General features: G+C 70.5%; 8 protein-coding genes. 5 read left to right on the top strand and 3 right to left on the bottom strand.

Annotated features, from left to right (window positions below):
- Positions 1-5 precede the first annotated feature (5 nt).
- Complete coding sequence (locus tag AB0D31_RS11960; protein ID WP_362720539.1) at positions 6-1,850, bottom strand: non-ribosomal peptide synthetase; 1,845 nt, start codon at positions 1,848-1,850, stop codon at positions 6-8.
- Positions 1,847-7,879: an acyltransferase domain-containing protein gene (locus tag AB0D31_RS11955; RefSeq protein WP_362720536.1), complete on the bottom strand. Its 6,033-nt coding sequence runs from the start codon at positions 7,877-7,879 to the stop codon at positions 1,847-1,849. Before AB0D31_RS11955 ends, AB0D31_RS11960 begins: the two co-directional genes overlap by 4 nt.
- A gap of 955 nt (positions 7,880-8,834) precedes the next feature.
- Here AB0D31_RS11955 and AB0D31_RS11950 point away from each other — a divergent pair.
- Together AB0D31_RS11950 and AB0D31_RS11945 are read left to right on the top strand one after the other, a co-directional pair.
- The gene (locus AB0D31_RS11950) at positions 8,835-10,193 is read left to right on the top strand and encodes an MFS transporter (protein WP_362720534.1); all 1,359 of its coding nucleotides are present in this window, start codon (positions 8,835-8,837) and stop codon (positions 10,191-10,193) included.
- Positions 10,194-10,454: 261 nt separating this feature from the next.
- Positions 10,455-10,739, top strand: coding sequence for an Atu4866 domain-containing protein (locus tag AB0D31_RS11945; RefSeq protein ID WP_362720532.1), 285 nt, complete (start codon positions 10,455-10,457; stop codon positions 10,737-10,739).
- 173 nt (positions 10,740-10,912) lie between these two features.
- On the opposite strand, the gene AB0D31_RS11940 is transcribed toward AB0D31_RS11945, so the two are convergent.
- Positions 10,913-11,824: a chlorophyllase gene (locus AB0D31_RS11940; protein ID WP_362720530.1), complete on the bottom strand. Its 912-nt coding sequence runs from the start codon at positions 11,822-11,824 to the stop codon at positions 10,913-10,915.
- A gap of 116 nt (positions 11,825-11,940) precedes the next feature.
- On the opposite strand from AB0D31_RS11940, the gene AB0D31_RS11935 reads away from it, so the two are divergent.
- The 3 genes from AB0D31_RS11935 to AB0D31_RS11925 all read left to right on the top strand — a co-directional run bounded on the left by AB0D31_RS11935 (position 11,941) and on the right by AB0D31_RS11925 (position 15,256).
- Positions 11,941-12,510, top strand: coding sequence for a TetR/AcrR family transcriptional regulator (locus AB0D31_RS11935; protein WP_362720529.1), 570 nt, complete (start codon positions 11,941-11,943; stop codon positions 12,508-12,510).
- A 482-nt stretch (positions 12,511-12,992) separates the two neighbouring features.
- On the top strand, positions 12,993-14,582 hold the full coding sequence (locus tag AB0D31_RS11930) for a histidine kinase (RefSeq protein WP_362720526.1): 1,590 nt from the start codon (positions 12,993-12,995) through the stop codon (positions 14,580-14,582).
- Positions 14,579-15,256 carry a response regulator transcription factor gene (locus tag AB0D31_RS11925; protein WP_362720523.1) on the top strand — a complete coding sequence of 226 codons (678 nt, stop codon included), beginning with the start codon at positions 14,579-14,581 and terminating at the stop codon, positions 15,254-15,256. The genes AB0D31_RS11930 and AB0D31_RS11925 overlap by 4 nt, the downstream gene beginning before the upstream one ends.
- Positions 15,257-15,528: the final 272 nt, after the last annotated feature.

The following is a 15,528-nucleotide window of genomic DNA, read 5'->3' as shown; positions in this document are numbered from 1 at the left end:
GCGGCTCAGCGGTCGGTGGGAGTGGCGCGGCCGCGCAGCGCGGCCCTGCGGGTGCCGGCGCGCCGACGGGCCGAGGTGACGGCTTCGGGGGCGGCGCCGCTGTCGTCGTCGAGCCAGCCGGCGAGGGAGGAGATGTCGCGGAAACTGAACAGGTCGGGCACCCGGACGCGCCGGTCGAACCGCCTGGTCATCAGGCGGGCGAGCCGGATGAGCAGCAGCGAGTCGCCACCGAGGTCGTAGAACGCGGCATGCACGTCGATGCTCGCCGGATCGAGGTCGAGGAGTTGGCCCCAGATCTCCGCAAGCGCGATCTCGGTCGGTGTGCCGGGCGCCGTCATGGGCCCGTCGGTGACGGGGGCAGGGGGCTCCGGCAGCGCGGCGCGGTCGAGCTTGCCGCCCGGCGCCAGCGGAAGTCCCCCCAGGAACACGAGCGTTGCGGGCACCATGTAGTCGGGCAGTTCCGTGGAGAGCCTGCCCGTGATCGCGGACTGGAGAGCGGCGTCCGACCAGACGCCGTCGCGCGGTTCGCCCTCGGGCACGACGTACCCGGTGAGTCTGCCGCCCCGTACGACGGCAGCGGCCTCCCGTACCTCGGGGCAGCCCGTCAGGCGGGCCTCGACCTCCTCCAGCTCGATGCGGAAGCCGCGCAGCTTGACCTGGTGGTCGGCGCGGCCGCCGAATCGCAGCTCGCCGTCGTCCGTGAACGCGACGACATCGCCCGTGCGGTACATGAGCGCGCCGGCGAGGAACGGGTCCGGCAGGAACCGTTCGGCCGTGGTCTGGGGCCGGTTGACGTAACCATGCGCGAGGCCCGCGCCGCCGATGTACAGCTCGCCGGAGACCCCGGCCGGCAGCCGCCGAAGGTTCTCGTCGAGCACATAGGCACGCACGCCGGGCGACGGCGCACCGATGGTGGGCTCATCGGTGTCGTCCTCGGGCACCAGCTTGACCGAGCAGAACACGGTCCCCTCCGTGGGGCCGTAGGCGTTGTACACCCGGTCGGCGCCGGTCTCCCGGTACGCCCGGTCCACCAGTTTGCGCCGCAGGGGTTCACCGCCGAACACGACGGTCCGCACGTTCGGCGGCAGCGAGCCCGCGTCCAGCAGGCCGTTCATCACCGACGGGACGACGTTGAGGTGGGTGACCTTGTCGGCGTACGGACTGTCCGGCAGGTGGACGGCGCTCTCCACGAGCACGACGGCGCCGCCCCGGCACAGCGCGGCGAAGATCTCCATCACCGACATGTCGAAGCAGACCGAGCTCCCCGCCGAGACACCGCTCAGATCGCGGCCCTCGAAGAGCCGGTCCATCTCGGCCAGCATCGCGACGCAGCCCGTGTGGTGGATGGCCACACCCTTGGGCCGGCCCGTCGACCCCGACGTGTAGATGATGTACGCGGTGTCACCGGGCACGACCGGCACGGGCCGCTCCCCGGGCTCGGTCGTCACGCTCTCGCCGAGGACGACCACGGTCGGCCCGGACGGGCAGCCGGCCCGTGACGCGGGTGTCGTCAGGAGCAGACGGGTCCCGCTGTCGCGGACCATGAACGCGAGCCGCTCGGCAGGGTAGTTGGGGTCCAGCGGCAGATAGCAGGAGCCGGCCCGCAGGATGGCCAGCATGCCGACGATCAGGTCGGGGGTGCGCTCGACACAGATGCCGACCGGGACCCCGGGGCCGGCGCCCTCGGCGACGAGACGTTCGGCCAGCGCGCGGGAACGCTCGTTGAGTTCGCCGTAGGACAGAACGCCGGCGTCGGAGTAGACGGCGGGCGCGTCCGGGTTCTTGACCGCCTGCTCCACGAACGCGGAGTGCAGGGTGTCGCTCACGGCGGAATGCAGGGTGTCGCTCACTGGTCCGCCCCTTCGGTGCGGCCGCTCGGCGCGACGTCCTGGAGGGGCTGGTCGGGGTGGGCGATCGAGTCGAAGAGCACGGTGCGGTAGAGCGCGAGCAGGTCCGTCACGGTCTGCCTTTCCAGATAGCTCGGTTTGTACTGGATGTGGCCGACGACCTCGCCGTCGATGTCGGCCATCGAGATCTCCAGGTCGAATTTGGCGAGGTGCCTGCGTACCTGAAGCGGTTCGAGGGGGAGGGCGCCGTCGGGCTCGATGGTGGAGCCGATGCCGTGGAAGAGCTTGACCGACCGGGGGAACGCGTCCGAGGACAGCCAGTTCACCACCACGTCGAACCACGGGGAACGGCCTTCGGCCCGCGGCGGCTTCAGAGTGGACGCCAACAGATCGAGCGGGTAGTTCATGTGCTCGAGCAGGCCGAGCGAGAAGGCATGGACCTCGCCCAGCAGTCCACGGAAGCTCCGCTCACCGCTCGGATGTGCCCGCACCAGCACCGTGTTGAGGTAGTAGCCGATGGCGGACTCCCAGCCGGGCTCACCGCGCTGGGCGATGGCGGTGGCCAGCACGGAGTCCTCGACGCCGGCCGCCCGGTTGAGCGTGGCGAAGAACCCGGCCAGGACGACACTGCTGATCGACACGCCCTCGCGCACCGCGAACTCCCGCAGCAGACGCGTCTCTTCGCGGCTCCAGCGCAGCGTGAGGTCGCGGCCCTCATAAGTGACGCCCGGCGGGCGCTCCATGGGGGACAGGTCGAGGTGGGCGGGCGGCTCGGCCAGCTGGCGTGACCACCACTCCAGCGCCGCGCCGGCCGCGGGTCCGGCCAGCCACTCCCGCTCCCACGCCACGAACTCCGTATAAGGCGCGGCCGGTTCGCTTCCGGCGGGGTCGGCGCCCTCGTAGTACTCCTGCAGTTCGCGGAGCATCACGTCGGCGGAGGCCGCGTCGGAGGCGATGTGGTGCACGAGCACCAGCAGGTAGTGGTCGGCAGGACCCCGCGTCATCAGGACGACCCGTACCAGCGGCCCGTTGTCCATGTCGAGCGGCAGGTGCCCGTACTCGGCCAGTTCCTCGCGCGCCTGCTCGTCGTCCAGCTCCGTGCTGTCGACCACGGCGAACTCGTACACCGGCTCGTCCAGGATCACCTGGTACGGGGTGCCGCCCGCCTCGAGGAAGAGGGTGCGCAGCGCCGGATGCCGCTCCATCACCGTGCGTACGGCGTCGTCGAGCGCCGTCTCGTCGACCTTGGTCCGGATACGGGCGGCCACCATGAAGTTGTAGGGCACGGCGTCCGGCGCGACCATCTGCATGAACCACAGTGAGGCCTGGCCGTGCGAGGCCGGTGCCACTTCGAGGCCGAGACCGTCGGCGCGCAGCTGCTCAGAAGCGGGGGCCTCGGTGGGCTCCAGGAGCCCGCGCGCGGCCAGTTCCTCCACCAGTTCCTCGGCGTCCAGCTCGGACAGATCGTCGAGGAATGTTCTCGGCTCGGGCGCCGGTCGCACAGCCGGGGCAGGTGTCGGCGCGGACGCAGACGCAGACGCATACGCGGACGCAGGGGCAGGTGCAGGCGGGGGTGGGGCCGCGGCCGGTCCTTCGATGGTCTCGACGATGTGGCCGACCACCTCCGATACGGTCCGGCCGTCCAGGAACACCACGGGCGACACACGGTGTCCGAAGAGCGCCTGGAGCCTGTTGACGAGGCGGATCGCGAGCATCGAGTCGAGGCCGAACTCGCGCAGGTGCGTGCCGTGGCCGAACTGGCCCGCCGGGACACCCACCGCGTCGGCGATCTCACCGAGGACGACCTCCGCGAGGGGCCGTTCGGGCGCGGCCTCGGCCTCCACCGGGCGCACGGCGGACGCCACGGGTTCGGCGGCCGGCGCTGAGGGAAGCGCCCGTGGGACCGTGTCCAGCCAGTAGCGGTCCTTCTGCCACTGCACGAGCGGAGTCTCGACGACCTCGACGTCGTCGGTGAACAACGAGTCGTAGGTCAGCGGCAGGCCTCTGACGTACAGCGACGCGACGGCTCCGAGCAGGCAGCGCAGGTCGCTCTCGTCGCGCCGCAGCGAGTTGACCGCGTGCACCTGGGCGCCGCGGGTCAGCGCGATCTCCTCGACGGCGCCCCGCAGCGTTTCGTGCGGGCCGATCTCGATGAACGTGCCGACACCGTCGTCCACCAGCGCGGCGATGGTCTCGGCGAACCGGACCTGGTTGCGCAGGTTGTGCACCCAGTAATCGACGTCGACGGCCGGGTCCACCGTGTCCGCAAGCGCCGTGGAACGGAACTCGATGGTGTGCGGCAGCGGGGTGATCCCCTCGATGCTCTCGCGCAGCGGGTCGATCAGCGGGTCCATGCCGGGGCTGTGCACCGGCCGTTCCACGCGGATCCGCCGGGTGGAGATGCCGTCCCGCGCGAGGTCGGCCTCCAGTGCCGTGACGGCCTCGGGCGACCCGGACACGGCCGCACTGGTGGGGCTGTTCACCACGGCGATCGCCGCGTGTTCGGCGTACGGGGCGAGCCGGGGAAGCAGCTCCTGCTCCGGCAGGTCGACCGAGATCATGGCGCCCGCGGCGGCCTTCCGCTCCAGCAGGTGCGAGCGGGCCACCACGACCCGCGCGGCGTCCTCGAGCGACAGCCCGCCCGAGACGCAGGCCGCGGCCACCTCGCCCAGACTGTGCCCGACGACCGCGGCCGGCTCGATGCCCAGGTCGAGCCAGACCTTCGCGAGCGAGACCTGCAGGGCGAACAGCACGGGCTGCTGGAAGTCCATCTCCTCGTACCTGGCCCGGTCCGCCGGGGCCGCGAGCTCGTCGAGCACCGAGCATCCGCCGGCCGCGCGCACCGCCGCGTCGCAGGCGTGCATCCACCGGCGGAACCCGGCGTGCGAGCGCATGAGGTCGCGGCCCATGCCGACCCACTGTGTACCGCCGCCGGAGAACACCAACGCCACCCGGCGGTCGCCGTTGCCGGCGACCGTCCCCGTGACGATGTCGGGGTGCGCCTGACCCGCGGCGAGCCGGGCGAGTCCGTCCAGGACGTCCTGCCGGTCGCGGGCGAACAGCGCTGTCCGGTGGTTGTGGTGGGTGCGCCGGGTCGCGAGCGTGTAGGAGAGATCGCAGACCCGCAGCCCGGGGTGGCGTTCGACGTGGTTGGAGAGCTCCCGGCAGGTGTCGGTGAGCGCGGCCGCCGTCCGCGCCGTGACGGGCACGAGGTGCACCCGCCCGTCGTCGGCGGCGGCGCCGCCCTGGTCCGGGGTGGCGTGCCGGCCCCGGTCACCCGCGAGGAAGGGGTCGGGTGTGACGGAAAGGCCGGCGGTGTAGAGCGCGCCGAGTGATCCGAGCAGCGTCGACGCTTCGTCGGCGCCACGCCGCAGCGAGGGCAGGGTGGCCGCGGTAAGGATCTCCGACGCGGACTTCAACAGCAGGGGATGCGGACTGAGTTCGACGACCGCGTCGATGTCGTGGTCGCGCAGCGCCGTCAGGGCGCCGACGACCTGGATCTCCTGGCGCAGGTTGGCGGCCCAGTACTCCGGGCCGAGTTCCGCGCCGTCCACGAGGGCGCCGGTGACCGTCGAGATCATGGGGATGCGGGTGGTACGCGGCGTGATGCCGGCGAGTTCGGCCTTGAGCGGGGCCAGGACGTGGTCGATGAGAGGCGAGTGTGGCGCGTGACCCATCCGTACCCGGTGGTTGGTGATGCCGTCCTCGGTCAGCCGCCCGGAGAGGTCGTCGATCTCGTGCGGAGCGCCGGTCACCAGGGTGGAGTTGAGGCCGTTGTAGCCGGAGAGTGTGAGGCCGTCGGTGAGGTACCGCTTGGTTACGCCCGCGCCGGTCATGACGGCGAGGCCGTCGCCGCGTCCGACCGCCAGCTGCTGGAGGAGCCGGCCGTGGTGGGCGGCCAGCCGGGAGGCGTCCTCGAAGTCGAGCGCGCCGGCGACGTGTGCCGCGGCGAACTCCCCGACGCTCTGCCCCACGACGACATCGGGCTCGACCCCCAGGGAGCGCCAGGCATCGGCCAGCGCGACCTGGAGGGAGAACAGGAGCGGCTGGAAGACGTCCATGTCGTCGATGCGGCCGTCGGGCGCGAGGAGCTGCTCGACGAGCGAGAAGCCGAGCAGCTCCCGCATCCTGCGGTCCGAGCGCATCATGGACCGGCGGAACACGGGCAGGCCGGCGAGGAGCTGCCTGCCCATGCCGACCCACTGCGAACCGTTGCCGGAGAACAGGAACGCCACCTTCGGCGTACGCCCGCCCGGCGCGCCGACGCTCAGTCCGTCGGCCGGCGTGCCGGCGGCGAAGGCATCCAGCTTGGTCCTGAGTTCAGCCATGGAGCACGCCGTCGCCGCAAGCCTGAACTCACCCTTCGCGGGCGGGAGTTGAGCGGCAGTACGCAAGTCGCTCGCGTCCCGCAGTGCCGCGGCCCGCTCGGCCAGCGCCTCGCGGGAGTCGCCGGCCAGCAGGACGAGTGCACCCTCGGGGCGCGGCAGCTCCTCCACGACGACATGGCTGATCGCGCCGCCGAACCCGAACGAGCTGACACCGCCGCGGCGGGCGTCGGACCGCCGCGGCCACGCCGTGAGCCGGTCCTGGACGGCGAGGTTGTACTCCTCGAACATGATCTGCGGGTTGGGCGCGGCGTAGTGCAGACTCGGCGGCAGCACGCCGTTGCGGATCGACAGGGCGAGTTTGACCAGGCCCACGATGCCGGCGGCCGCTTCGAGGTGCCCCACGTTGGACTTGACGGAGCCGAGCCGCAGCGGTTCCCGCCGGTCACCGCCGAGGACCGCTCCGATGGCGTTGGCCTCGATGGGATCACCGAGCGGCGTCGCGGAGCCGTGGCACTCGATGTAGTCGACCTGGGCGGGCGCGATGCCGGCCCGGCGATAGGCGTTGCGGAGCATCAGTTCCTGCGCCTGCGGGTTGGGCGCGGTCATGCCGTTGCTCAGGCCGTCGTTCTGGGACGAGCTGCCCTTGATCACGCAGTACACCGGAAGCTCGCGTTCCAGGGCCACGCTCAGCGGGGCGAGTACGACGACTCCGGCGCCCTCGCCGCGTACGTAGCCGTTGGCCCGCGCGTCGAACGACTTGCAGCGGCCGTCCGGGGCGAGCGCGCCCATCGCGTCCATGGCGGTGTAGTAGTCCGAGACGAAGCTCAGGTTCACTCCGCCGGCCAGCACCAGCTCGCTCTCGCCCATCCAGATGGACTGACATCCCGTGTGCACGGAGACGAGCGATCCGGCGCACGCGGCGTCGATGGCCATGCTGGGACCCTGCAGGCCGAGCACGTAGGAGACGCGGTTGGCGATGATCCCGTCGTGCATTCCGGTCGCGGTGTGCGGGGTGATCTGCACGTCGGGCCCGCGGTAGTGGGCAAGTGCCGCGTAGTCGCCCCAGCAGGAGGCCATGAACACGCCGGTCTCGGTGCCGACGAGGCTGCCGGGCGCGATCCCCGCGTCCTCCAGCGCCTCCCAGGCCAGCTCGAGGATCAGGCGCTGCTGCGGATCCATCTGGACGGCTTCGCGCGGCGAGATGCCGAAGAACAGGGGATCGAACTGGTCGATGCCGTCGATGAATCCGCCCCAGCGCACCGAGTCGCCCAGAAGCTCGCGCCGCGCGGCCGGCACCGGTCCGACGGCGTCCCGGCCCTGCGAAAGGAGCTGCCAGAACGCGGACGGGTCCGGCCCGCCCGGGAAGCGGCAGCCGATGCCCACGATGGCGATGGGTTCGTGCGACGCCGCGCGATGGTGGTCGCCCGGCGCGGGCTCCGCCGCGGTGCGCGGGCCTTCGGCGAGTGCGCGGGAGAGTACGTCGATGGTCGGGTACTGCCACATCCACGTGACGGGCACTTTCCAGCCAAGTAGATCCGACAGGGATGTGGCGAGCTTCGAGAACTTCAGTGAATCGAGGCCGTACTGGTGCATCGGTGTCCAGCGGTCCACGGCCTCATCGGGGGAGTCCATCAGCTCAGCGACACGAGACAACAGAAACTCTGACAGGGCATGCGAATCTCGCACTGCGCGCTCTTGGGGCATTGCGGCTCCTCAGCAGGGCGGGCGGAATGGTCCAGTGACGTCGGCGGCCGAATGGGCAGGGCGCGGATATCCCGTCGGCTTGGAACGGCGCCCAAATTCAACTGATCACGGCGCGCACTTGCATGACGTGATCAAGAGGGTCGTTGCCGACGGTTCCGGAACGGATGAGGCAGCGCTTGAATGACCAACCATGGAACTGGCTGAGGACACGCAAAACAGCGCTTCGACGCGGTGAGTACCGTAGGGGAGTGGGAAGTCGGGATGAGAAATACCTGTTCAGGGGTGCAGAGCTGTGTCTTCGCGTGGGCAGGGGAGCCCCGCACCGGACACGAAGATGGGGGAGGAGACGACACGTGGCTGCACTGTGGTCCGACCCCCCGTTGAGTATTCCCGGATGAACCAGATCGCGTCCTGATGTCATCCGATAAATGAATTCCGGAGAAAAAATTGTGTCGATCGACGTGGGTTGCACCGCACGGAGAGGTGCACGCCGAACCGACCACTTCAGACTGCCATCCAGTGAATGTCGAAACAAGTGTTCCCCGTGGGTCGGAAGTGCGCTGGCGTGATATCGACCCCGGAGTGTCCGATTCCCCGCTTTTCAAGTCCGCATGTATCAGGGGCGGTTCAAACCGGTTGCTCGGTATGGTCGGGCCGAACAACGCCTGGTGGCCCCCTACTTCGGGTAGACAGCACACCACCGGCACTGCAAGCTGCTTGCCATGAAAATCATGGACCACGAGTCGGCGCCGACCGATGTCCGCGCCCTGGTGGTGGGCAGCGAACGAATAGAATTAGCCATCACAAAGCAGCCATGGACAGTTGGTGCGGAACACCCTTCATCCCGCCCATCCCAGCATTCCCGACACCGTCGTGTGCGAGCGGCGTGCCTGGCGCCCCCCGGCACCCTCCAGCGTGCCGGAACGGCCGTTGGCGAGCTCACCGGGAGGCCCGCATGACCACGACCGAAGTGATGCAACGACAAAGGCCGGGCCTGGCACTTGGGGTGCTGGCGGGGGCACTCGCCCTGGACGTCAGTGGTCTGGGCGTCCTCAACGCGGCCCTGCCGTCCGTCGGGGACCGTTTCCATCTCGATGAAGTCACCCTGCAATGGGTCATGATCGCTTATGCCGTCACCTTCGCCGGGTTCCTGCTGGTGGGCGGCCGGCTGGCCGATGTGTTCGGCCGACGGCGGGTGTTCGAAGCCGGCATCGCCCTGTTCACGGTGGCCGCGCTGGTCGGCGCCGTGGCACCGGACATCGGGATACTGCTCGGTGCGCGAGCGGCCCAGGGCATCGGCGCGGCCCTGTCCGGGCCGGCCGCGCTGGCCCTGCTCACCGAGGTGTTTCCGGCGGGCCCGGCACGCAACCGGGCCTTCAGCGTGTACGCCGCGGTCGGCGCCGCGAGCTTCAGCGGTGGCGTGATGCTGGGCGGCATACTGACCCAGTTCTTCGGCTGGCGCTCGGTGCTGTGGTTCTCGGTCGCGGTGGGAGTGGCGGTCCTGTCGGCGACCCGCGCCGGCCTGCCCGGTGGTGTCGGCCGCGGCGGCCAACTGGACCTGCCCGGTGCGATCTGCGGCACGATCGGCCTGACCCTGCTCGTCGTCGGCGCGAGCAGCAGCGGCGCACTGGCATGGGGCGCACTCTGCGGTGCGGTGATCTTCCTGCTGCTCTTCGTCGCACGGGAGAGCCGCACCCCCGACCCCGTGCTGCCCCTCGCACTCTTCCGGCTCTCGTCGGTGCGGTCCGCGAGCCTGGCCGCGTTCCTCCAGTACATGGGCTCGGTCGGGATGCTGTTCTTCGCGCCGCTGTATCTGCAGGGGATGCTGAAGTATTCGCCGGTCGAGTCCGGTCTGGCCCTGGTACCGATGTCGGCGGCCGTCTTCCTGACCGCCAACTTCGCCACCGGACGCCTCCTTGCCAAGTACACGCCGCGCACCTTGATGACGGTCGGGCTCGTCCTCATCGGCGCGGGAACAGCGTTGTGGATGAGCACCCCGCATCAGGGCAGTTATGTGCTGCACGTACTGCCGGGCCTGGTGATCAGCGGTATCGGCCAGGGGCTGAACTTCCCCTCGATGACATCCGCCGGACTCACCGGCGTCGAACCGGAGCGCCACGCGGTCGCCGGCGCGGTGAACGTGGTGGCACAGCAGATCGGCGCGAGTGTCGGCGTGGCGATCATGGTCTTGGTAGCGGCAACCAGCAACGACCAGCTCACGGGCTATCACCTCGCGTATCTGGTGGGAGGCGGTGCCTGTGTGCTGGGGGCGGTGGTCATCGCGACGACGGGGCGCAAGGGCGGAGCTGCCTGACGCTGAGTCACACTCCTTGCGGGACAGTGGGTTTGGCGGTGTCCGCGTCGGCCGTGGATGCGCCTGATGTTTGGGACTGCGTGCGTCGGCCCCGCGCGCTCATTCCTGACGGAACGCTGACGGACCCTGACGGAAGCTGATGTGTGCGCTGCCTGGGTGTGTGACACCCAGGCAGCGCGCGTCCTGGTCGACAGCGGCCGAGGTGCTCAGACTCCCGTGCGGGGACACAACCGTGTCCGGCCGAGACAAAGGGAGTCCCTCATGAGTAGGGCTACTGGGGACCATCACGTCGACCACGTCGACCACGTCGACGTGATCGGTATGTGGGTGACCAAGGACGGTCACGTCCGGCAGGAGTTGCGGTCCGACGGCCGCTACGACGAAGCACGCGGGGGACGATCAAGCGCTTACACCGGCCGGTATACGGTGACGGGCAGTCACCTGGACTATGTCGACGACACCGGGTTCACCGCCACGGGCGATGTGCGGGGCGGGGTGCTCTTCCACGAGCATCTCGTGCTGTACCGCGAGCCGGGGGCACCGTAACGGCGTTGACGGCGGGCGCCACAGGAGCCAGGGGTGCCCAGGGGTGCAGGGCTGCCCCGGACGTCACGCGAGCCACCACCGCCCGCACCCGGCTCACCACCCGAACCCGGCTCGCCCACCCAACCCGGCTCACCACCCGCCTCCCGCTCGGTCGGCAGCGCGGTCCGCTGGGGTCATTTGCCGGTGATGGTCCACGTGCCGTCGCCGGTTGCAGCGGCGTTGCTGAGGGCGGTCCACTTCGAGTCGTCGAGCTTGAAGGCGGCGTGGAGGTAGGCGGAGATCGCGTCGGCGACGAGGGCGACACGGGCCGGATCCTCGTCGGTGGTCTCGGCGACCATCTCGCCGGCGATGCCGCCCAGGGTGTGCTCGCCGGCGGCGATGGTGAGCAGGCTCTTCGGAGACGGGCTGAGGTGGAAGGCGTCGGTGAACCACTCCGGCCCCCGAGTGGAGAGCTGGGACTTGTCCTTGCCGCCCGCGACGATGAGGGCCGGGGTGGTCATGGTGGAGTAGTCCGGCTTCATGAACGGAAGGTGTTCGGCGGCGAACGGGGTGAGGGTGTCGCCGGTTCCGGGCACGGTGATCAGCGCGCCGACTGAGACGGCGGAGTGGGAGAAGTCCTCGCCGGGAATGCCGTCGGCATCGAGCACGCGAGCGCCGAGGATCACCCCGGCGGTTTGGGCGCCCCAGGAGTGGCCGACGATCGCGATGCGCTCCTGGTCGGCGCGGGCCGCCACGTCGCCGGCCTGAAGAAGGATGTCGCCGAGACCGTCGAGGACCGCGTGGAGATCGGCGATCCGGACGCGCCAGATGGTGGCGAACCGCGGGTCGTCCCCGGTGATGCCGTTGCGGCGGGAGTCCAGGTGGGTGGGCTGCACGACGATGAATCCGGCGGCTGCCCAGCGGTCGACGAGGGGTTCGTATCCGTCCAGGGACCATGCGTTGCCGTGGGAGAACACGATGACGGGAAGGTTCTGCCCGGAGAGTGGGGCGGTGACCTTCACCTGGAGGTCGACGCCGCGGCCAGGCAGCGGAACGGCGATGGGCTTGATCGCGACGATCCGCTGACCGAGGTGGCTGGAAGGCATGCTGGAAGACATGAGAGACCTGCGCTTTCTCCATGGGAGCGCTCTGCCATACTTTGGCGGAGCGTCGTTCCGCCAAGTTAGCGGAACATGGTTCCGCGAGTAAAGGGGAGGATCCCGTGCCTGAGGTGATCGGAGTACGCCAAGCGCAGGCTCGGCGCACGCGCAGTGCTGTGCTGGCGGCCGCATCGGCGGTCTTCGTGGACCAGGGCGTTCAAGCCCCGATCCGCGACATCGCCGAACGCGCAGGCGTCGGCGTCGGCACGATCTACCGGAACTTCCCGACACGGGCGGACCTGGTCACCGCCGTCTACCGGCACCAGATCGACATGTGTACCGCGCTCGCGCCCCGGCTCCTGGAGGAATCGGCCTCCCCGTTCACCGCCCTGACCCGCTGGGCGGATGCCTTCGTGGAGTTCCTGGTGACCAAGCATGGTCTCGGTGCGGCTCTGGGGTCCGGTGATCCAGGCCTGGAGAATCTCCACGCCCTCATGCTCGAGACCCTGGTACCGGCCTGCGCGACGCTGCTCGACGCCTGCGCCGCCGCCGGTGAACTCGACCCCGACATCACCGCCTACACACTCATGCGCGCCATCGGAAACCTCTGCATCACCGGCCCTGACTACGAGCAGGGCGACGCCAAGCGCATGGTCGCGACCCTCCTCGCCGGATGCCGTCGCGACGCATAGCTACCGGACCCGGCCGCCTGTCGCGCGCCGCGCGCCTGCATATGCGGCTGGGCCCGCCGTTAGATGAAGTCGGAGTCGAAGTCGGAGCGCCCGTCTGCGGCCACGGCCGAACTCACGGCGAGCGCTCTGATGTGAGGTATCGAAGTCAGCGTTCAATCAGCCGAGTTGGGGCTCTTGCCCTCGTTGGCCTGGCCGGCATGCTGGGCAAGGAAGCGCGCCTTCTTCTGACGCCGAGTGCCGGCTGAGCCAGGGTCCTCTGACGACACCGCTCTGTCCAAAGGCATAGGGCGGGATCGGTCCTGCGGCCCACGTCCCGGTCCCCGGGGCGACCCATACTGAAGGGCATGCCCCTCATCAGCCGTTTTCGTCCTCCCGCCCGCTCTGGGCCGGACACCGTGACGCGTCCGGGCGGTCCGGGCGGTCCGGGCGGTCCGGATGGTTCGGGTGGTCCGGGTCTGCGGGTCCGGCGGGGTCGGGCTTTCGTGGAGACCGTCGCCGTGGGGGTCTCCGCGCTGTGTCTGTTGGCGGTCGCGGAGCGGCTGTGGTCGCTGCCGCACCCGGCGTTTCAGCTGGGCGTGGTCCTGTTCGCCGTGCCGCTCTTCGCCGTACGCGGACGCCTGCCAGGTGCCGTCCTGTGCCTTGCCGTGCTCGCCGGTGCGGCGCCCGTCTCGGCGCCCGTGGTGGCGGCCGCGGCCTACGCGGTCGCTCTCGACGTGGTCCGTCCCCGCCGCAGGGGGTGGCTGCTCGGGGGCGCGGGCCTGCTGCTGATGGCGTCCGCCGTCCTGACGGGTCCCTTCCTCGGCCCTGGTTCCGTCGTGTACAGCGCGGAGCTCGGTTTCCTCCTTGCGGCAACAGCCGTGGCCGTGCCGGGCCTTGTCGGAACGGTGTACGGACAGCAGGCCCGGCTGCTCAGGGCGCTGCGCGAGCGCGGTGACGCGGCCGAGCGGGCCCGGCGCTCCGCCGACAGTGAGGCCCGCGTCCAGGAGCGGTCCCGGATCGCCGCCGAGATGCACGATCTGGTGGGCCACCGGCTCAGTCTCGTGTCGCTGCACGCCGGCGGTCTGGAGCTCGCCCTCGACCGGGCGGCGCCGGAGCTGCGCGAGGAGGCCGTCCTGGTCCGGCGGACCACGCGGGACGCGATGCGTGAATTGCGGCAGACCCTCGGCGTCCTGGGCCCGCTCGGCCGCGACACGGGTCCGGACGCGCTCACCGACGACACCGGCACCCGCGGCGATGTCGAGGCGCTGGTCGCGGAGTCCCGCGACGGCGGGATCGACGTCCGGCTGCAATGGAGCGGCCCCGACGTCGACACCCGCCCAGCGCCGGTGCGACGCGCGGTCCACCGGGTGGTGCGGGAGGCCCTGACGAACGTGCACAGATACGCGAGCGGCGTCCCGGTGACCGTACGGGTCGAGCACGACGACCGGGCCGTGACGGTGACGGTCCGCAACAGCGCGCCGCTCCGGGCGCCGGACACCACGGCCGGCGAAGGAACGGGGCGCGGCCTGACGGGGTTGCGTGAACGGGTCGAACTGCTCGGCGGGGCCTTCGACGCGGGCACCGGGCCGGACGGCGGATTCCTGGTGCGAGCGGTCCTGCCGAAAGACCCGGCCGCCACCACCACGCGGAAATCGCCCGGTGCCGGGGCGGACGAACCTCCGACGGCACCGTACGACGAGGAGGCGGTACTGGCCGGCGATCGCCGCACGGCGGGTGCGCTGATGTCCGCTTTCGGCGCGACCGCCCTGTGGGTGCTGATGGCGCTCGCGATCGCCCTCGTGTACGGCCAGCCCCGGGAGGAGACGCACCGTCCGACACCGCGGCTGGGGATGACGTACGACGCGTTGAAGGGCGTCTTCGACAGCCCTGCCGAGCGCGCCGCCGCCACCGGGCACGAACCCCCGCGCCCCGCCGCCGCGGTGGGCTGTGTCTTTCCCGCCGCAGGCCCCGGCCCTCGCCCCGGAGCCTTCGCCGTCACTCGCTACTGCTTCGACGCCGCCCAACGCCTGATCTCCATCGACCGGTTCACCGTCCCGTCCGTACAGGACACCCAGCCCTGGGAGACCCCATGACCGAGCCGCCACGTCCGATCCGAGTCCTGCTCGTGGACGACGAGGAGATGATCCGGCACGGCGTCCGGCTGATCCTGCGTCACGCCGAGGGCATCGACGTGGTCGCCGAAGCCGCCGACGGACATCGGGCCGTCACCGAGGCCGCCGTCCACCACCCGGATGTGGCCCTCGTGGACATCCGCATGCCCCGGTGCGACGGACTGGCCGCGATTCGGCCGCTGCTCGCCCTCGACCCCGCACCGCGGGTGGTCATGCTGACGACGTTCGGCGACGACGAGAACGTGATGCGGGCGCTGCGCGACGGGGCCGCGGGGTTCCTCCTGAAGGACGAGGGGCCCCAGGAGCTGATCAGCGCGGTTCGCGCGGCGGCTGCCGGCGATGCGGTTCTTTCCCCGGGAGTCACCGGCGCGGTGATCACCCGCATGCTGCACGGCGGCCCCGCCCACACCGGCGCCGGTGCCCACCTGGACGAACGGGTCGCCCGTCTGACCGGGCGCGAGCGGGAGGTCCTGGCGATGCTGGGGGAGGGCATGTCCAACCAGGACATCGCGGAACGGCTGACCATCGGCATCGGCACCGTGAAGACGCATGTCAGTGCGGTGCTGGACAAGACCGCATCGACGAGCCGCGTACAAGCGGCGCTCCTGGCGCACCGCGCCGGCCTGTGCCGGTGACCGCGGTCCTGCCACCGTGCCGGTGACCGCGGTTTGGTGCCGTTCGGGTTTGTGCTGGTGAAAATGGTCTGGTGCCTCGCCGATCTGTCCCGGTGACGGTGGTCTGGTGCCCCTCCGATCCGTGCCGGTGACCGGCGTCCGGTGCCGCGCCGACCTGTACCCCTGACCACCGCCTGACCCCGAGCGGGCCGGTGGCGCCGACCGCCACCCGGCAGGTCCGCGCCACAGGTACCCACAAAACGGCGAGTCTCTGCCGAAAGGCAGAGAGGATC

The organism is Streptomyces sp. NPDC048361, assembly GCF_040651795.1.
Taxonomy (GTDB): Bacteria; Actinomycetota; Actinomycetes; order Streptomycetales; family Streptomycetaceae; genus Streptomyces.
The sequence above is the reverse complement of the archived record's forward strand: the minus strand, read 5'-3'. Positions and strand labels throughout refer to the sequence as shown.

Coding starts and splice junctions, on each gene's coding strand:
- AB0D31_RS11950 (WP_362720534.1), top strand. CDS start 8,835: ATGACCACGACCGAAGTGATGCAACGACAAAGGCCGGGCCTGGCACTT.
- AB0D31_RS11945 (WP_362720532.1), top strand. CDS start 10,455: ATGAGTAGGGCTACTGGGGACCATCACGTCGACCACGTCGACCACGTC.
- AB0D31_RS11940 (WP_362720530.1), bottom strand. CDS start 11,824: ATGCCTTCCAGCCACCTCGGTCAGCGGATCGTCGCGATCAAGCCCATC.
- AB0D31_RS11955 (WP_362720536.1), bottom strand. CDS start 7,879: ATGCCCCAAGAGCGCGCAGTGCGAGATTCGCATGCCCTGTCAGAGTTT.
- AB0D31_RS11925 (WP_362720523.1), top strand. CDS start 14,579: ATGACCGAGCCGCCACGTCCGATCCGAGTCCTGCTCGTGGACGACGAG.